We start from the raw sequence: 18,306 nt of genomic DNA on the forward strand, positions 1-18,306 counted from the left end.
TCGACCGTCGGCGGTGTCGTCACGAGGCCTGTGATTCCGTGCTCTCCGCGAGGGCCTCACGGACCTCTTCGACGCGGGGAACGGTCGGCGAGACCGGCGGCGGATCCTGACGTGCACGACGCAGGATGACAGCGCCGACACCGGCGGTGAGCGCCGCTGCGAGCACAGCCAACGCGGCGACGAGGTAGTTCTTCGGCATGTCGACCAGAGTGCCAGCCCGGCCCCCGCCGATGCCACCTCCGGCGATGTGACCCTGCGCGCGCATGTGCGGTCGAGAGCCACGTCTTGACCATTGAAAACTGCACAAGTGGTTGGATGGAGGGGTGACCACTCAGAAAACCTCCGCAGTCATCCACACCAACCGCGGCGCCATCAAGGTCGACCTGTTCCCGAACCACGCGCCCAAGACCGTCGAGAACTTCGTCGGCCTGGCCGACGGAAGCAAGGATTACAGCAAGCCGAACGCATCCGGCGGCAACTCCGGCCCGTTCTACGACGGCTCGGTCTTCCACCGTGTGATCGCCGGCTTCATGATCCAGGGCGGCGACCCGACCGGCACCGGCATGGGCGGTCCCGGCTACCAGTTCGGTGACGAGTTCCACCCCGAGCTTCAGTTCGACCGTCCGTACCTGCTGGCCATGGCCAACGCCGGCCCGGGCACCAACGGCTCGCAGTTCTTCATCACCGTCGGCCCGACCCCGCACCTCAACCGTCGCCACAGCATCTTCGGCGAGGTCACCGACCCCGAGTCGCAGCAGGTCGTCGACGCCATCGCGACCACGTCGACCGATCGTCAGGATCGTCCGCTCGACGCCGTCGTCATCGAGAAGATCGAGGTCAACTGACTTCTCCGGAACACACCGTCCCGCAACGGGCGGTGTGTTACCGGCATCCCGACCGCCCCACCGGCCTGTCCTGCAGCCGGTGCGGGCGGCCGGCGTGTCCGGACTGCCTTCGACCGGCGTCGGTCGGCCAGCACTGTCTCGAATGTCTTCGGGACAGTGGCGTTCAGAGGGGCTTCCAACAGACGCCGGCCTTCGGTGACCGCGGAGTGCGACGGATGGCGACCACTCGCCTGTCCGCGGGCAAGCCGTACGTCACCTACACCCTGATCGGGATCAACATCCTGATCTTCCTGCTGTGCGCCGTTCAGGCGGGCAGCTTCGGCGACCCCGGGGCCGCCACCATATTCAGCTCCGGAGATCTCCTCAAGAGCGACGTCGCCGCCGGTGAGTACTGGCGCCTGCTGACGTCCGGCTTCCTGCACTTCAGCGTGATGCACGTGGCCGTCAACATGCTCTCGCTCTACATCCTGGGCCGCGACCTCGAGCTCGCGCTGGGAATGTCCCGCTACCTCGCGGTCTATCTGATCGCACTGTTGGGCGGCAGTGCCGCCGTCATGCTCTTCGAGAACGATCGCGCCCTCACCGCAGGCGCCTCGGGCGCCATCTACGGCCTGATGGGCGCGATGCTGGTGGTCATCCTCAAGGCCCGCGTCTCGCCGGTGCCCGTCCTGTTGATCATCGGGTTCAACGTGGTGCTGTCGTTCTCGCTGCCCGGGATCTCGGTCCTCGGGCACCTCGGTGGACTCGCCTTCGGCGCCGCGGCCACCGCCGCCATCGTCTATCTCCCGGGAATGGTCCTGCCGGAGAGGCGTCGGACCCCGGAGGCGGCCAGCCGGGTCGGCTGGATCGCGCTCGCCGCGCTGGCCGTCGTCGCGCTCGGCCTGGGGGTCGCCGGCGGGATCACCTACGACGGACTGACCTACATCCGCTGACGGGCCAGGCGTCGAGAGCCGGCCCGGTCAGCGGTCATCGTCGACGTGGAATCCCGCTGCGCGGAGTGCGTCGACCACCGACATGAGGTCGGTACCGAGATCCCAGCGGCTGAAGACGAGCAGCCGGGTGTCGGCGCGCGGTCCCGCGGATCCGTCATCCCGACGAAAGGTGTCGGCGTCGTCGTCCAGGACGTCGATCTCGAGCTGTCCCACCCGGCGCCCGACGCGGCGCATCGACAGCAGGCGGATGCGTTCGACGCGGTCGGGTGTGTAGCTGCGTCGTCCGGTCAGACCGCGCACGGTCAGCGTCGCCGGGCGTCCCGCGGAGAGTTCGAGCCGCGGCCGGACCAGAAGCGTGTAGACGCCCAGCGCGACCAGCAGCACGCCGGCGATCCCCATGAGCACTGATCCGGCGGGGTCGTTGGACACCACGACCGCGCCGCCGAGCAGAATCACGCCGCCGATGCAGCCCGCGATACCCGCACCGACCGGCGTCGACCATGCGTGCGTGGATGGGTCGGCAGAGTTATCCACAGGAGTTACTCACAGTGGGGACTACTTACACACATGTTATTTCCACAGTGTGGACAACTTACACACATGTGTTTTCGCAGCTCAGAGCGTGACACGCGAAAATGATCGTGAATCGGATCAGCGCCACCGCATGGTCATCAACAGGCCGGCCACCATGAGGGAGAACCCGATGAGGAAGTTCCAGGAGTTGAGCTCGGCCATCCAGTGGAGGACCTGACCCTCGGCGCCGTACGCGGTCGGGGTGGCGGCGAGGTAGTAGACGACGAGCCAGGCGAGCCCGAGGAGCATCAGGCCGAGCATCACGCTCACGTAGATGGTGCTGGAAGCTCCGGCCTTGACCTTGACCGGAGTCCTACTCGCGGCGTTGATCGTGTAGTCGGTCTTCTTCCGGACTTTTGACTTCGGCATGACATCCTCTGTTGTGCTGTACCGCAGCAGCGGTCGTACGCGTGCCCGGGAGTCCGAACGTCGTGTGGACGATCGGTCCGGGTTCGGAAACACTCGACTTCTACGGTATCTCACCAGGTCGCTGACCGAGGTACCCGCTTTCGGCGGTAGCCTTTTCTGCGTGAGTCGCATCCTGGTCATCGACAACTACGACAGCTTCGTCTACAACCTGGTCCAATACCTGGGTCAGCTCGGCGTCGAGGCCGTCGTGTGGCGCAACGACGACCCCCGGCTCACCCCGTTCGATGCCGAACATCTGCGTGAGGCGGTCTCGGGATTCGACGGGGTGCTGCTCAGCCCCGGACCCGGAACCCCGCAGCGCGCGGGCGCGACGATGCCGATGGTCGAGGTGGCCGCCGCCGAGGCACTCCCGCTGCTGGGTGTCTGCCTGGGTCATCAGGCGATCGGTGCCGCGTTCGGCGGAACCGTCGACCGCGCACCGGAACTCCTGCACGGCAAGACGTCGCTGGTCTTCCACGACGACAAGGGTGTGCTCGCGGGCCTGCCGGATCCGTTCACCGCGACCCGCTACCACTCGCTGACGGTGCTGCCCGAGACCATCCCGGACGAACTCGTCGTCACCGGACGCACCGAGTCGGGCATCGTCATGGCGATGGCCCACCGCGAGCTGCCGATCCACGGCGTCCAGTTCCACCCGGAGAGCGTCCTGACCCAGGGCGGGCACCGGATGCTCGCCAACTGGCTCAAGACGTGCGGCATCGAGATCGACGAGGCGCGCGTCGCGGCGCTCGAAGCGGAGATGGCCGGCGCGGTCGGCTGAGCGCCGATCCACGTCTGAGGTGCGAGGAGCGCGGCGCTTCGCTCGCACCCCGGGGAGCCGGCGGCCGCTCTAGTTCGGCAGCAGGCTGGCCTGGCCGATGATGATCGTGACCGCGCCGCTCTTGCGCGCCTTCGAGCCCGCCGGCGGTTCCTGTCCGACGACCCGTCCGTTGTCGGGACTGTTCAGCGGCACGTTCCGCGTCTGACGCGTCAGCGTCGACCGTTCCCAGCCGGCCTGTTCCAGGGATGCCTGGGCCTCGGCGGGTGTCTTACCGCGCAGGCTCGGGACGGTGAACAGGTTGCCCCGAGACACCGAGATCTGCACCGTGCTTCCCTGCTCGGCCGTCGAACCGGGACCGGGAGAGGTGGAGAGGACCTCGCCTGCGCGCTGGTCGGAGTCGACCGCCACCTCGTCGACCGTCATGCCGAGCTCTTCGAGGACCGCGCGGGCGCGGTCGGCCGGCATGCCGATGACGTCGCGGACCGTGATCTCCCTGGGGCCGTTGCCCACGTTGAGGACCACCGGTCCGTTGACGGGCACCTCGGTGCCGATCTTCGGCGCGGTCGACACGACCTTGTCCTTCATGTCGACGGTCGAATCCACACGTTCGGTCTTGACGTTGGTGAACCCGAGCACCTTGAGGGCATCCAGGGCTTCGGCCGGAGTCTTGCCGACCAGGTCGGACGGTATCCGGTGCCGTTGCGGACCGGTCGAGATGTACAGCGCGACCTCGGAGCCCTCGGCCGCCAGCACACCCTCGCCGGGCGTCGAGCGGGTTGCGAGACCCGGCCCGACGTCGAGGCTGGGTTCCTCGAGGACACGCACCTCGAAACCGGCTCGTTCGAGGGCCGACTGCGCATCCTCGGAACTCAGTCCGGCGACCGCGGGCACGCTGACGTCGGGATCGGAGCCCGAACTCCACGGAGACCACAGGAAGAGCGTTCCGACCAGCAGCACGACCGCGGCGATCGCGCCGGCCATCAGCCGGCGGGACCGCCGACGCGGCGGATCGTCGTCGGAGTCGGACCGGTAGTCGGCGTCGCGTCGGTGGCTCCCACCGGCACGGGCGGGGATGGCGCGCCGCGGTCCGGTCGTTTCCGACCGGACGGGGCGTCGGGGGCCGGTGTCGATGAACTCGGTGCGTTCCTCGTCGGTGAGCAGCATCGGTGCCGACGGCTTGCCGCCGGCGAGCACCCGGATCAGGTCGGCGCGCAGATCGGCGGCCGACTGGTACCGGTTGTCCTTGTTCTTGCTCATCGCCTTGAGCACGATCGAGTCGAGCTCGCGCGGGATGTCGGGACGCACATGCGACGGCCACGGCGGGTCCTCGTGCACGTGCTGGTGGGCGACCGCGACCGGCGAATCACCGGTGAACGGCGGCTCCCCGGTGAGCAGCTCGAACAGCACGCAGCCCATCGAGTAGATGTCGCTGCGCGGGTCGACCTTGATGCCGCGGGCCTGCTCGGGCGACAGGTACTGGGCGGTGCCCATGACGGCGGAGGTCTGCGTCATCGTCGACGTGGAGTCGCTCATCGCGCGCGCGATGCCGAAGTCCATCACCTTCACCGCGCCGGACTTGTCGATCATCACGTTCGCCGGCTTCATGTCTCGGTGCACGATGCCGTTGCGGTGCGAGAAGTCCATCGCGGCGGCGACATCGGCCATCCACGTCATCGCCTGCCGCGGCGCGATCGGACCGTTGGCGCGCAACACGTCTCGCAGGGTGTCGCCGTCGACGTACTCCATGACGATGAACGGCAGCGGACCGTCCTCGGTCTCGGCCTCGCCGGTGTCGAAGACCTGGACGATCGTCGGGTGGTTCAGCTTCGCCGCGTTCTGGGCCTCACGCCGGAAGCGCAGGTAGAACGACGGATCGCGCGCGAGGTCGGCGCGCAACACCTTGATCGCCACGTCCCGGTGCAACACCAGGTCGCGGGCATAGTGCACCTCGGACATGCCACCGAAACCCAGCGTTTCGCCGAGTTCGTAGCGGTCGGAGAGGTGGTGTGGTGTCGTCATCTGCCTCGGGTCAGCCTGGGATCTCGGCTCAGCGGGTCGTCGGGGGTGGTATCAGCATGGCGCGGTGACCTAACACAGGGGGAACGGCACGCCGGGGAAGCACGGGGTGCCGGTGGCGGCACCGGTGTCCGTCGTGTCGTCGGTGGTCGTCGGCGGACCGGGCGCGGTGGTCTCCGTCGTCTGCTCGCTGGTGGTCGTCGTCTCCTCGCTCGTGGTCGTGCGGGTCGGACGTCGCGTGGTCGTGGTCTCGTCGGGTTCCTGGGTCGGGACCACGGTGGTGGTCCGGGTGACCGCCGACGAGGTCGACGGTGCAGTCGGGGAGGCATCGTTGCCACCGCTGCTGACCAGGTAGAAGCCGATCAGGCCGATCGCACCGACCAGCAGGGCTGCGGCGACACCGGCGAGAACCTTCTGCCCGGTGGTCCAACTGTTGTCCGGCGGAGGTGCGACCGCGGTGCGGGACGTCGGACGCGGGGTCACGGGACGTGATGCGGTACCCGGCGCCGTGGTGGCGCGGGTCGCGACGGTGTTGCCCAGCGCCGCGGCACCGGCGGCACCTGCTGCGGCACCGGCGATGGCTCCCGGACGCGGGGGTCGGCGACCTGCCCGGACGGCGGCCACCGCGTCGGCGAACTCGCCGCCGTTCGCATAGCGTTGGCGCGGATCCTTGGCCATCGTGATCTCGATGAGCTCGCGGACACCCGACGGCAGGTTGGGCGGCAGCGGCGGCGGCGATTCACGGATGTGCTTCATCGCGACGGTGATCGCACCGTCGCCCAGGAACGGTCGGCGGCCGGTGAGGGCCTCGTAGCCGACGACGCCGAGCGAGTACACGTCCGACGCGGCGGTCGCCTCGTCACCGGTGGCCTGCTCGGGAGAGATGTACTGGGCGGTGCCCATCACCATCCCGGTCTTGGTGACCGGGGCGGAGTCCACGGCCTTGGCGATGCCGAAGTCGGTGATCTTGACCTGGCCGGCCGGCGTGATGAGGATGTTGCCCGGCTTGACGTCGCGGTGCACCAGACCCTGGCTGTGCGCGGCCTGCAACGCCCGGCCGGTCTGCTCGAGCATGTCGAGCGTGTTGGTCAGCGACAGCCGACCGAGTCGGGAGATCACCGAGTTCAACGGCTCGCCGTCGACCAGTTCCATCACCAGATAGGCCAGCGGATCGCCGCCGTTGTAGTCCGGGGTCTCGCCGTAGTCGAAGACGTTGGCGATGCCCGGGTTGTTGAGTTTCGCCGTCGTCTGGGCCTCCGCACGGAACCGTGCGATGAACTCCGGGTCGTTGGTGTACTCGGCCTTGAGGACCTTCACCGCGACACGACGGTTGAGCCGCGTGTCGAGGGCTTCCCACACCTGGCCCATACCGCCCGTAGCGATCAGACGGATGAGCCGGTAACGATCACCGATGGTGGTGCCGTTCTGCAGGGTCATCGACTGCCACCTCCCACCAGCGAATTGATCACTTCTCGTCCGATCGGCGCCGCCACGGTCCCACCGACCGAGTCCGCACCGAATTGTCCATTCTCCACCACCACGGCCACCGCGATCTGCGCGTTCGACGAAGGTCCGAACGCGATGTACCAGGAGTACGGGGTGTCGGTGCTGGAACCGCTCTCGGCGGTGCCGGTCTTCGACGCGATCGTCACCGGCCCGCCGGCACCCGAGGTGGAGCGCTCGGACTCGATCATCATCGAGGTCAGCTCAGCCGCCTGTTCGGGCGTGATGGGCTTGTTGGCGGTGGTCGGCGGTGTGGTCTGCAACGTGCGCAGATCAGCTGATTGAAGCTTATCGACCAGGTACGGCTGCATTCGCACCCCTCCGTTGGCGACGGTCGCCGCGATCATGGCGTTCTGCAGCGGCGTCAGCCGCACGTCCCGCTGTCCGATGGATGCCTGTGCGAGGACATCGAGCGACGGGATCGGGCCCACGGTCGAGTCGACGACCGGCATCGGGATGTCCGGGCCGGGCTGATCGAGACCGAACAGGCTCGCGGTCTCGGTGAACTTGGGGATCGCGTCCGACATCTTCTCGGTCACCAGCTCGGCGAACGCGGTGTTGCACGAGTACTTGAACGCCGTCTCCAGCGACACGGTCCCGCCCGAGGAACCGGGGCAGGTCTCGCCGCCGTAGTTCGGCAGCGACACGTTGGTGCCCGGCAGCGGGAAGCTCGGCGCCGCGGTGAGACGGATGCCCGGGGTGATGTTGTCCCGCAGGGCGGCCGCCGAGGTGACGACCTTGAAGGTCGATCCCGGCGGGTACAGCTGGCTGATCGCGCGGTTGAGCATCGGCTGCGCGGTGTCGCCGGGACGGTTCCACGCCTCCCAGCTGCTCTCGCGGACATCTTGGTCGTGGCTGGCCAGCTTGTTGGGGTCGTAGCTCGGGGTCGAGACCATCGCCAGGATCTTGCCGGTGTTGGGCTGCAGCGCCACCACCGCGCCGCGGCACGGCCCGTCGCACGGCCCGTTGAGCATGGCGCGGTAAGCGGCCTGCTGCACCTTCGGGTTGATCGTGGTGACGACGTTGCCGCCCCGCGGGTCGCGGCCGGAGAACATGTCCATGAACCGCTGACCGAACAGCCGGTCGTCGGAGCCGTTGAGGATCGAGTTCTCGTAGTGCTCGATCTGGTTCGCGAGGTACTGGAACGAGTAGTAACCGGTGACCGCCGCGAAGGCCTCGGCACCCTCCCGCGGGTACTGACGCAGGAACTTCAGCCGGCTGTCGATGGGCACCGACAGCGCGATCACGGTGCCGTCGGCGGTCGTGATCAGGCCACGCTGGCGCGAGTACTCGTCGAGCAGGACCCGGTTGTTGCGCGGGTCGGTCTTCAGGGCATCGGCCTTGAACACCTGCACGTAGGTGGCGTTGGCCAGCAGCGCGACGATCATCACGATCACCGCGAGCGACACATTGCGGATCGGCTTGTTCATTTGCGCTTCACCACCTGGGTGGGCAGCGCGTCGACCGGCTTGGCCGCCGGACGCTTCTTGACCGGATCGGGTTCGCGGGCGGCGTTCGAGATCCGGATCAGCAGCGCGACGAGGATGTAGTTCGCCAGGAGCGACGAGCCGCCGTACGACAGGAACGGCGTCGTCAGACCGGTCAGCGGGATCAGCTTGGTGACACCGCCGACGACGACGAAGACCTGCATCGCGATGGTGAACGCCAGGCCCGTCGCGAGGAGCTTGCCGAAGCTGTCGCGCACGGCGATGCCGGTGCGCAGGCCGCGGTGGATGAACACCATGTACAGCAGCAGGATCGCGGTCAGGCCGGCGAGGCCGAGCTCCTCGCCGATGGTCGAGATGATGAAGTCGGTGTTGGCGAACGGCACGATGTTGGGTCGTCCGGATCCGAGGCCGGTGCCGAACAGACCGCCCGTGGCCAGGCCGAACAGACTCTGACCGATCTGGTAGCCGGAGCCGTCGAAGTCCTCGAAGGGGTTGAGCCACACCGAGACACGGGTCTGCAGGTGGGAGAAGATCGACCACGCGACGACCGCACCGATTGCGAACAGCCCGATGCCGAGCACCAGCCATTCCACCCGCGAGGTGGCGACGTAGAGCATCGTCAGGATCGTCGCGAAGATCAGCAACGACGTGCCGAGGTCCTTCTGGACGACCATCACCGCGATCGCGATCGCCCATGCGGCGAGCAGCGGACCGAGGTCACGGGCGCGCGGGAGATCGACGCCGAGGACATGCGGGCCCGCGGTGATGAACAGATCGCGCTTCGACACCAGGACCGCCGCGGCGAAGATGATGATCAGGATCTTCGAGAACTCGCTCGGCTGGATCGAGAAGAACGGCGTGATGATCCAGTTCTTGGAGCCGTTGATCTCCGAGAACGCGCTGGGCAGGATCGCCGGGATGATCAGGAAGACCAGTCCACCGAGGCCGAGGGTGTAGGCGTACCGCGACAGCGTGCGGTGATCGCGGATGAGGATCAGCACCGCGGAGAACGCGATGATGCCCAGGCCGGCCCACAGCAGCTGCTGATCGGCGTTGTTCGTCGCCTGGGTGGGGTTGATCGACTCGCCGGTGTTGCCCGACCCGAGGTCGAGGCGGTGGATCAGCACCAGACCCAGCCCGTTGAGCACGGCGACGACCGGCAGCAGGATTGGGTCGGCGTGCGGCGCATAGCGTCGGACGACGAGGTGGGCGATCCCGAACAGCGCCGTGTACGCGGCGACGTACTTGAAGATGTCCCACGTCAGGTTCTGGCCCTGGGCGGCCTGGACGATGAGCAGGGCGACCGTCACCAGGCCGATGGCGAACACCAGCAGGAGCAGCTCGGCGTTCCGGCCGGTGCTCGTCGCGGGCTCGCGAGGCGGGGCGTGCGGGGCGGGCGCGGCTTGAGTCATCTCACCTGCTGCCGGCAGCTGGTACCGGCGTCCTCTGGAGGTGCGGGCTTCTCGGCGGGTGCGGCGTCCGGGGCGGGCGGGGCCACCGACTCGGTGGCGCCTCGCTGCGGGATGCCGGACGGTGCAGCAGTGGCGCGCGGAGCGGGCGGCGCGCTCGACGCAGGGGGCGGGGGAGTCGCCGAGGACGGGGGCGGTGGGGGAGTCGCCGAGGGAGCGTTGTCGCAGCGGAAGGTGAGCTCCTTGGTCACCACGCCCTCGATCTCCTCGGCGCTGCGGTCACGGATCATCACGTTCTTCACCGACTGGGCCGGTCCGGACACCAGATCGTCGACGTTGAGCGGGATCTCGCAGGTGTCGTCATAAGGGATGAAGGTGTAGGTCGGCTTCTCCTGGTCGAGATCCTCGACGCACACGCGCGTGACGGGCTTGCTCATCGACACGAAGAGGACGTCGGCCGGTGAACCCTGGTGGATCACGACGTCGCCGTCGGAGTCGGCGGCCACGTAGTAGTTGCTCTGCACGATGGACCGCGTCACGAAGAATCCGGCGACCAGTGCCGCGATGACCGCGAGGGCGACACCGACGGCCAGCCACCGGCGCCACGTGCTCTTGTGCTTCGGCGGTTCCTCCGCCTCGGTCAGCACGGTGGGGCGCTGCGGCTCGGCGGGCGGCGGACGCAGCGCGGCGGCGCGTCCGGCCGCGGTGGCCGGGTCGGGGGTGTAGGACTCCTCGTTGCCCCCGGCGGCACCGCCGACGATCGGGCGGGAGTCGCCGTACTCGGTGTCGACGACGTCGGCGAGGACGACGGTCACGTTGTCCGGGCCGCCGCCGCGCAGCGCGAGTTCGATGAGTCGGTCGGCGCACTCCTTCGGATCGGCGATGGATCCGAGGGTCTCGGCGAGGGTCTCCTCGCTCACGACGTCGGACAAGCCGTCGCTGCAGAGCATGTACCGGTCTCCGGCACGTGCCTCGCGCATCGTGAGTGTCGGTTCGACCTCGGAGCCGGTCAGGGCACGCATGATCAACGACCGTTGCGGATGCGTGTGCGCCTGTTCGGCGGTGATCCGGCCCTCGTCGACGAGGGTCTGAACGAAGGTGTCGTCGCGGGTGATCTGGGTGAGGGCGCCGTCGCGGAACATGTAGCCGCGTGAATCGCCGATGTGGCACAGTCCGATTCGGCTGCCGGCGAAGAGGATGGCGGTGAGCGTGGTGCCCATGCCGTCGAGGTCGGGGGCCTCGTGGACCTGTGCGGCGATGGCCTCGTTGCCCGCACGGGTGGCACGACTGAGATGGCTCAGCAGGTCTCCGCCGGGCTCGTCCTCGTCGAGTTCGGACAGGGCGCGGATGACGAGTTGACTCGCGACCTCACCGGCCGCGTGTCCGCCCATGCCGTCGGCGAGCGCGAGCAGGCGCGGGCCGGCGTAGAAGGAGTCCTCGTTGTTGGACCGGACGAGACCGCGGTCGCTGCGCGCGATGTAGCGCAACACGAGTGTCACGGGCGCAACTCGATCACGGTCTTGCCGATGCGGATCGGCGTGTTCAGCGGGACCTTGACGGCGGTCGTCACCTTGGACCGGTCGAGATAGGTGCCGTTGGTGGAGCCGAGGTCTTCCACGTACCAGTCGTCACCGCGTCTGGAGAGTCGCGCGTGACGTTCCGAGGCGTAGTCGTCGGTGAGGACCAGGGTCGAGTCGTCGGCGCGACCGAGCAGTACCGGCTGCTGGCCGAGGCTGATCCGGGTGTTGGCCAGCGCGCCGTGCGTGACGACCAGATAGCGCGCCGCGCCTCGGACCCCGCCACTGCGTCGACGCTTCTCCGCGCCTCCCGAGTAACGCGGGATGCGCATGCCGCCGGCCGAGGCGATGTCGGCACGAAGAGTCCGGATCACAGCAAAGACGAACAACCACAACAACAGCAGGAACCCGATACGGGTCAGTTGCAGCACCAAGCCCTGCATGTCTTGCGTTCACCTCCAGCGCCGTCGCATCTCGGATCGGTCGTACTCGGTAAGCCGTACCGGGCGGGTGTCGATCTCGACTGCCGATGGCAACCGGCGGACCCCGTGTGCATCTTATGGGCAGTTGAGCGGAACCCGTTCATTCACATATGACAGTTCAGTATCAACCGCCCCCGCGGAGTCGCCCGGATCACTTCGATCAGCGACCACCGCCGCCCGTGTTCGGCGGGCGCTGAACGGCGTTCTCCGGGACTACTGGAACCGGACGGTGATGTCGGAATGTCCCACGCGGATGCGGTCGCCGTCGGCCAGTTCCCAGGTGTTGACCTGCAGGTCGTTGACGGTGGTGCCGTTGGTCGAGTTGAGGTCGGTGAGCATCGCGGTGGTGCCGTCCCAGCGGATCTCCACATGGCGACGCGAGACACCGGTGTCGGGCAGGCGGAACTGCGCGTCCTGGCCGCGGCCGATCACGTTGGAACCCTCGTGTAGCTGGAAGGTGCGGTTGCTGCCGTCCTCGAGGAGGAGGGTGATCGACGCCGGCGCGTAGCCGGCGGCGGGACGTCCCGCACCGTAAGCCTGGCCCTGGTCGTAGCCACCCTGGTAGTCGTAGGCGGCCGGGGGCTGCTGGCCGTAGCCCTGCTGGCCGTAGCCCTGGTCGTAGCCGCCGGGCTGCTGGCTGTAGCCCTGCTGTTCGTAGCCGGGCTGTGCATAGCCCTGTTGGCCGTAGCCCTGCTGGTCGTAACCGGGCTGGCCGTAGCCCTGGTCGTAGCCGCCGGGCTGCTGGCTGTAGCCCTGCTGTTCGTAGCCGGGCTGTGCATAGCCCTGTTGGCCGTAGCCCTGGTGGTCGTAACCGGGCTGGCCGTAACCCTGTCCGTAGCCGGGCTGCTGGCCGTAACCCTGCTGCTCGTAGCCGGCGGGCTGCTGACCGTAGGCCTGCTGGTCGTAACCCTGCTCGTAGCCGGACTGCTGGCCGTACTGGTCGTAACCCTGCTGTCCATACGCCTGCTGGCCGTAGCCCTGCTGCTCGTAGGCCTGCTGGTCGTACTCGGGATCGGCGCCCCTGCGCTGGTCGTATCCGGGGTTCTGAGTCATCTTGGGGGCTCCTTGGTCGGGTGCGTCGGCGGGAAGAGCTTGTGCGGCCGGGCGAGGATTCGGGGCCGGGAGACCGGCCGGTGGGCGGGGGGCCTTCGATGGTGCGCCGTCTGGTCGTCCCGAACGCGACGGCACCGGGCGGGGCCGCACGTCAGGGTTCACCGTGCCGCGCGCACGGAAGATCCCAGTGTGCAGGGATGGCGATTGCTCGAACTCTACGACGACCTTGCCGTAGGTCTGCCACCCGTTGTCGTTGATGAAGTGTTCCAAATGCTTCGAGAAAGTCTTGCGGTTCAGTTCGTATTCCGCAGCGATGTGGTCGTGATCGCTCGGACTCAACAGCAGTGTGTAGCTGTTGGCCGCAAGGACCGTACCGTCGCCGAGATCTTCCAGCGACTCCTCGGCTTCGCGCTGAAGGCCGTTCTCGATCTCCTGTGGAGCCACCTGACCACCGAAAACTCGCGCAAAACCGTCGTCAACAGCGCCTTCGAGCTTGCGTTCAATTCGTTGCAGGATCCCCACCGAGACCTCCTTTCGCGGCATTCGAGCGTGTCGCCGTGCATATGGCCTTGTTTGATGATAGCGACAAGAACGGACAACTGTGCCACCGCGACAACTGGTGCATCGTGTGTAACACCTGCCTCATGGGTCTGGCCAGTCACCGGTGCCGCAGGTCACCAGCCCGTCGAATACCCGCGGACACCCGAGTTTTGTAGTAGGGGCGCGGTGCTGTTATCGTCGTCCAGTCGCCGGACGAACTCAGTTCGACGACATGCCCGCCGGAACTCCGGCGGCCACGGGCGAGTGGCGGAATGGCAGACGCGCTGGCTTCAGGTGCCAGTGTCCTTCGGGACGTGGGGGTTCAAGTCCCCCTTCGCCCACACGGTGAACGAGGTCGGATCGCGGAAATGCGGTCCGGCCTCTTTTCGTATGCGCAAGCCAACCCATCTTCGCCAGACCCAGCATCCTCGCGGGTGGTGATCCTGCCGATCAGTGGCGGGTCTGCCGGGACCGCGTAGAAGGGAAGTCGAAGGTCACCCGGAATGCCGTGGGTGACGAATCCGTTGACTATCCGGTATAGGACGCGGAAGCGTTCGGGAGACGAGGTTGACGATGACCGCCGATGTTCATCGAGGACAGTACGAGCCTGTTGACCTGCTGCTTCCTTCCCGCGATCCGTTCTACGACGAGCCCGCCGATGTGGCTGCCCTCGGCCCCGGAGAGATCATCCGCTGTCGGCAGGTCGAGCTCAAGGATCACTGGGCCTCACAGCACCGCACCGATGCGTGGCAATTGCTGTATCGATCGTCGGACCTTCGTGGCGTCGCAGGGGTGGCTGCCACCACGGTTGTACTGCCGCGGCGACGAGCGGGTGCCGGACACTTCCAGCTGCTGTCATTCCAGTGCGCGATCGACGCCGTCACCTCGCAGAGCTTCCCGTCGTATGCGCTGCGGAAGGGCGCTCGATCCGGGCACACCATCGCTCCCTTCGAATTCCTCGTGGTTCGCCGCGCGCTCGCGAAGGGCTGGGCGGTGTCGATCCCCGACCACGAGGGCATGCTCGGCGCCTGGGGAGCTCCGCGAGAGCCTGGATACCGCACCCTCGACGGCATCCGCGCGGCGCTGGCCTTCACCGATCACGGACTTTCCCACGACACCCCGGTCGGGTTGTGGGGTTACTCCGGTGGCGGCATGGCGACGTCGTGGGCTGCGGAGATGGCGCCGGAGTACGCACCGGAACTGCGACTCGTCGGGGCAGTGCTCGGATCGCCGGTCGGTGACATGGCCTCCGCGCTCCTGAGACTCAACGGGACTCTGCACGCCGGCCTGCCGGTGATGGTGATAGCGGGCCTGAGTCGGGTTTATCCACAGCTGGATGAGGTGATCCGGCAGCACGCCACCGAGTCCGGACGTCGTCACCTCGACGAGATCGCCGAGATGCCGACGCTGCACGCGGTACGCCGGTTCCGTAACCACGACATCGACCGGTACCTCGACATCCCGCTGGCCGATGTCCTCGCTCAGCGCGAGATCGTCGAGATGATGACCGACGTGCAGCTCGGCATGGGTCGCCCGGAAATCCCGTTGCTCGTCGTGCAGTCGGTGCGTGATCCGATCATCGCGGTCGCCGATGTCGACCGCCTGGTCGGCCGCTATCGCGAGCAGGGCGTGCCTGTCACATATGTCCGGGATCAGCTCAGCGAGCACCTCTCGCTGCTGCCGCTGTCGGGCCCGATGGCCGTGTCCTGGCTGGCCAACCGCCTCGCCGGCCATCCGGGGGCCGACCGCACGGTGACGACGCTCGCCGGGCAGCCGTCGCCCGCGTGGGCACTGCGACAGTTGACGCGAAGGTTGCGTGGCCCCGCGGCGGATGGGTCTCGCGAGCCGGTCCCGTCCACCGGACGAGCCGCGGTTCCGCCAGACGACACGGGACCTGACCCGGCGTCGGAACAGACCGCGTGATCTCTCGCTGAGGTCCGGCGCGGCCAGGAACTTTGCTCGACGCCCGGAATGACCGGTACGCGACACCTCGGTGGCGTCCGGATGACGCGATTCGTCTTGTTCTGCAATGCATTTCTCATTCTATTCACCTGTCGGACCGCTGCCGTCCGCCGAAGTGGTCGTCTGGGCCTCCTACGGTCATGCGGTCCGAAGGTGGTCCCAGGAAGCGCTGGGGCACAGAGAGAAAGCACACTCGATGAAGTTCAACAAGATCCTCGCCACCGCAGCGATGGTGATCGCGTCCATGGGCGTGGCCACCGGCACCGCCTATGCCGACACCGCAGGCCCGGTCAGTACCCAGTGGAAGGTGGATCGGCACGACTCGAGCGTCGTCGTCTCCACCGACACCGGTTCATTCGTCAAGACCGGTGACCAACTCATCCTCCGTGACCGCAACGGGCACAACGTGGACTCCATCCCGCTGACCCTGGCCGTCGACGACTTCACCCATCCGGTGAATGCCGATGTGCACGGACGGTCGGCCACGTTGACGGTGAACACCTCGCCACTGGCCACCCGGTTCGCCACAACGTCGACCTCCAGGCCGCCGTCGCCGGCGTGAAGGACAACATCGGCCTGACCGCGAGTGTGGGTGGCTTCCTCGGCGCGGCGACGGGACTGGTCGGTGGGTGTCTGCTCGGCGCCGTCGCTGCGGGTGTGGTCTCCGCCCCGGTGGCCTTGCTGTTCGGAGCAGGCCCCCTCGCAGGCTGCATCGGTGGCGCGATCCTGCTGGGTTCGGCCGCGTCGCTGGGCGGAACGGCCATCGGCGGACTCGGCTCGGCCATCGCCAACGCCCAGCCCTTCATCCAGCTGCTCAACGCCCCGCCGAAGAAGAAGTAGCCTCTCCAGACTGCTCGAACTCTCACACCGAGGACCCCATCCCGCAAATGCGGAGTGGGGTCCTCGAGTCACCTCTGTCGTCGTCAGGTGGAGCCCCCTGACTCGGCACTCACCCAGCCCCGCACCCTCGTCAACAAGCTAGCCCAAATAGTGGTCCCGCAGCGCCGCTGGAAGCCTCTTGGGGTCGCGTCGCTGCCGCAGCGGTGCTCGCGATCACCGTCATCGCCACCACGGGGGGAGACGACACCCCGGACGGGCCGCAGACGTCAAACGCCACCGAGAACCCTGGGCCGTAATGAGGTGGACCACTACGAAGGACCCACCTCACTGCCCATCGCGGATTGTGACATGGATGGCGTCGATGAACACCGCGGCGTAGACGCGTTCGAGCGGACGGGCATGCCAGGTGGCCATCTCTTCGAGCACCCGGTCGGTGATCCGGCTGATCGTGTCTTTGGAAACCGCAGCACCGTAGATGTCGGCGAAATGGGCGCTGATTTCACCGGTGGTGAGCCCACGGGCATACAACGACAACACCACCTCATCCACATCAGTCAAGCGGCGTTGGCGCTTCTTCACGATCTGCGGCTCGAAGGTGCCCGCCCGGTCCCGGGGGACATCGATCTCGACCTGCCCACACGCATCAGTCAGCACGTTCTTCGACCGAGACCCGTTGCGCGAGTTGCCACTCCCACGACCACGCTGGTCGTGCTTGTCGTAACCGAGATGCTCCGACATCTCTTCATCGAGCGCCGTCTCGAGCACCGTTTTCGTCATCGCTTTGAGCAACCCATCGCAGACCGGTCAGGCGGACCCCGGCCTCCCGGGCCTGGCGGACCAGCTCGCGGGCTACCTCGAGTTCATCGACGCTGCGGTCCGCAGGCACCTCGACGATCCCGTCATCGTGTTCATCAGATGGCTCCACAGCCACCAGAGTGTCGGTCATGATGCGACCTTCCTGCCCCGACACACCGAGGGCGGTAAGGCCACTTACACTGAATCGCCCCGGGTTTGCTGGGGGCTCGTTTACTTGGTTCCAGCGACTGCCGGGACCGGGTTCTCACGGTAGCTGGTGACTGTGTGGGTCGACCAGTAGGTGGTCTCGTACTCGACGGGTGGGACGTGCCCGATCTCGCCGTGCAGGCGGCGGTGGTTGAACCAGTCGATGTACTCGGCGACGGCGATCTCGACCTCGCCGACACCGCCCCAGCCACCGCGAGGGCGCATGACTGGGTTACGGATACACTCGGCCTTGAACAACGAGTTGAACGCCTCGGCCATCGCATTGTCGTACGAATCACCCTTGGAGCCAACAGAAGTCACTGCGTCTGCTTCGGCGAGACGTTCGGTGTAGCGGATGGCTCGATACCGCACTCCGCGGTCGGAGTGGTGAATCAGCCCGGCCACGCCCTGGCCGGCACGCGACCGCGCCCACAACCCCATATCCAAGGCGTCGAGCGCGAGGTCGGTGTGCATGGTGGTCGAGACCTGCCAGCCCACGACCATCCTTGAGAAGACGTCGAGGATGAACGCGGCATACACCCACCCCGAGTGTGTGCGGATGTAGGTCAGGTCCGCCACCCACAGCGCGTTGGGCGCCGCCGCGGTGAACTGCCGTTCGACACGATCTGCCGGCTGCGGAGTTTCGGCCCCCTCGCTGTGCGTGGTCTTCCGCGTCTTGGATCTCGTTATCCCCTGCAGCCCATCAGCTTTCATCAACCGCTCGACGGTGCACCGGGCCACGCCGATACCCTTTCTGCGTAGTTCGGCGTGGACTTTGCGGGCACCGTAGACGCCGAGATTGTCGGCATGCACGGTGCGGATCTCACCGAGGATCTCGCGGTCACGGACCACCCGTGGCGCCTCGACTCGTCGAGAGCTCAGATGGGCTCGGACTGTGGACGGAGCGATCTGGGCGGCCGTGTCGCGCAGGGCCGCGCAGATCGGATCGACTCCGTGTTCGTCGCGGAAAGCGGCGACGAACTCCACGATCAACG

The 18,306-nt window shown here is 67.2% G+C and carries 15 protein-coding genes, 1 tRNA gene and 2 pseudogenes; 6 read left to right on the top strand and 12 right to left on the bottom strand.

Annotated features, from left to right (window positions below; translation table 11 throughout):
- Positions 1 to 19 precede the first annotated feature (19 nt).
- Positions 20 to 199 carry a hypothetical protein gene (locus tag PWF70_RS00110; protein WP_035754030.1) on the bottom strand — a complete coding sequence of 60 codons (180 nt, stop codon included), beginning with the start codon at positions 197 to 199 and terminating at the stop codon, positions 20 to 22.
- Between the two features lie 124 nt (positions 200 to 323).
- Between PWF70_RS00110 and PWF70_RS00115 the strand changes: the two genes are divergently transcribed.
- Positions 324 to 845: a peptidylprolyl isomerase gene (locus PWF70_RS00115; RefSeq protein ID WP_005200422.1), complete on the top strand. Its 522-nt coding sequence runs from the start codon at positions 324 to 326 to the stop codon at positions 843 to 845.
- Positions 846 to 1,060: 215 nt separating this feature from the next.
- On the top strand, positions 1,061 to 1,777 hold the full coding sequence (locus PWF70_RS00120; RefSeq protein ID WP_035753878.1) for a rhomboid family intramembrane serine protease: 717 nt from the start codon (positions 1,061 to 1,063) through the stop codon (positions 1,775 to 1,777).
- A gap of 27 nt (positions 1,778 to 1,804) precedes the next feature.
- On the opposite strand, the gene PWF70_RS00125 is transcribed toward PWF70_RS00120, so the two are convergent.
- Complete coding sequence (locus tag PWF70_RS00125) at positions 1,805 to 2,311, bottom strand: PH domain-containing protein (protein ID WP_035753877.1); 507 nt, start codon at positions 2,309 to 2,311, stop codon at positions 1,805 to 1,807.
- A 117-nt stretch (positions 2,312 to 2,428) separates the two neighbouring features.
- Positions 2,429 to 2,719: a cell division protein CrgA gene (gene crgA / locus PWF70_RS00130; RefSeq protein ID WP_006361193.1), complete on the bottom strand. Its 291-nt coding sequence runs from the start codon at positions 2,717 to 2,719 to the stop codon at positions 2,429 to 2,431.
- A 160-nt stretch (positions 2,720 to 2,879) separates the two neighbouring features.
- On the opposite strand from crgA, the gene PWF70_RS00135 reads away from it, so the two are divergent.
- Positions 2,880 to 3,539: an aminodeoxychorismate/anthranilate synthase component II gene (locus tag PWF70_RS00135; protein WP_006361194.1), complete on the top strand. Its 660-nt coding sequence runs from the start codon at positions 2,880 to 2,882 to the stop codon at positions 3,537 to 3,539.
- A gap of 69 nt (positions 3,540 to 3,608) precedes the next feature.
- Here PWF70_RS00135 and pknB read toward each other — a convergent pair whose 3' ends face one another.
- The 7 genes from pknB to PWF70_RS00170 all read right to left on the bottom strand — a co-directional run bounded on the left by pknB (position 3,609) and on the right by PWF70_RS00170 (position 13,489).
- Positions 3,609 to 5,558 (bottom strand): Stk1 family PASTA domain-containing Ser/Thr kinase, encoded by a 1,950-nt coding sequence (gene pknB / locus PWF70_RS00140; protein ID WP_006361195.1) that lies wholly within the window; start codon positions 5,556 to 5,558, stop codon positions 3,609 to 3,611.
- A 69-nt stretch (positions 5,559 to 5,627) separates the two neighbouring features.
- Positions 5,628 to 6,992 (bottom strand): protein kinase domain-containing protein, encoded by a 1,365-nt coding sequence (locus tag PWF70_RS00145; RefSeq protein WP_035753874.1) that lies wholly within the window; start codon positions 6,990 to 6,992, stop codon positions 5,628 to 5,630.
- The gene (locus tag PWF70_RS00150; RefSeq protein ID WP_006361197.1) at positions 6,989 to 8,488 is read right to left on the bottom strand and encodes a peptidoglycan D,D-transpeptidase FtsI family protein; all 1,500 of its coding nucleotides are present in this window, start codon (positions 8,486 to 8,488) and stop codon (positions 6,989 to 6,991) included. The genes PWF70_RS00145 and PWF70_RS00150 overlap by 4 nt, the downstream gene beginning before the upstream one ends.
- Positions 8,485 to 9,918, bottom strand: a complete 1,434-nt coding sequence (locus PWF70_RS00155; protein WP_006361198.1) for an FtsW/RodA/SpoVE family cell cycle protein — start codon at positions 9,916 to 9,918, stop codon at positions 8,485 to 8,487. Before PWF70_RS00155 ends, PWF70_RS00150 begins: the two co-directional genes overlap by 4 nt.
- On the bottom strand, positions 9,915 to 11,414 hold the full coding sequence (locus tag PWF70_RS00160; RefSeq protein WP_006361199.1) for a PP2C family protein-serine/threonine phosphatase: 1,500 nt from the start codon (positions 11,412 to 11,414) through the stop codon (positions 9,915 to 9,917). Before PWF70_RS00160 ends, PWF70_RS00155 begins: the two co-directional genes overlap by 4 nt.
- The gene (locus tag PWF70_RS00165) at positions 11,411 to 11,875 is read right to left on the bottom strand and encodes an FHA domain-containing protein FhaB/FipA (RefSeq protein ID WP_005200436.1); all 465 of its coding nucleotides are present in this window, start codon (positions 11,873 to 11,875) and stop codon (positions 11,411 to 11,413) included. The genes PWF70_RS00160 and PWF70_RS00165 overlap by 4 nt, the downstream gene beginning before the upstream one ends.
- 252 nt (positions 11,876 to 12,127) lie before the next feature.
- Positions 12,128 to 13,489 carry an FHA domain-containing protein gene (locus PWF70_RS00170; RefSeq protein ID WP_042378875.1) on the bottom strand — a complete coding sequence of 454 codons (1,362 nt, stop codon included), beginning with the start codon at positions 13,487 to 13,489 and terminating at the stop codon, positions 12,128 to 12,130.
- A 276-nt stretch (positions 13,490 to 13,765) separates the two neighbouring features.
- Here PWF70_RS00170 and PWF70_RS00175 point away from each other — a divergent pair.
- The 3 genes and pseudogenes from PWF70_RS00175 (at position 13,766) to PWF70_RS00185 (ending at position 16,309) form a co-directional block, all read left to right on the top strand.
- Positions 13,766 to 13,848 (top strand) — tRNA-Leu (locus PWF70_RS00175).
- A 232-nt stretch (positions 13,849 to 14,080) separates the two neighbouring features.
- A complete protein-coding gene (locus PWF70_RS00180) occupies positions 14,081 to 15,430 on the top strand; it encodes a lipase family protein (protein ID WP_155224887.1) in 1,350 nt (449 codons plus the stop codon).
- A gap of 235 nt (positions 15,431 to 15,665) precedes the next feature.
- A pseudogene (locus tag PWF70_RS00185) lies at positions 15,666 to 16,309 on the top strand (DUF8020 domain-containing protein).
- Between the two features lie 327 nt (positions 16,310 to 16,636).
- Here the strand turns inward: PWF70_RS00185 and PWF70_RS00190 are convergent.
- Together PWF70_RS00190 and PWF70_RS00195 are read right to left on the bottom strand one after the other, a co-directional pair.
- A pseudogene (locus tag PWF70_RS00190) lies at positions 16,637 to 17,255 on the bottom strand (IS256 family transposase); the annotation flags it as partial.
- A gap of 80 nt (positions 17,256 to 17,335) precedes the next feature.
- Positions 17,336 to 18,298, bottom strand: coding sequence for an IS3 family transposase (locus PWF70_RS00195; protein WP_286352796.1), 963 nt, complete (start codon positions 18,296 to 18,298; stop codon positions 17,336 to 17,338).
- Positions 18,299 to 18,306: the final 8 nt, after the last annotated feature.

Origin of the sequence: Gordonia sp. Swx-4 (assembly GCF_030316175.1) — a bacterium.
In the GTDB taxonomy this organism is placed as follows: Bacteria; Actinomycetota; Actinomycetes; order Mycobacteriales; family Mycobacteriaceae; genus Gordonia; species Gordonia alkanivorans.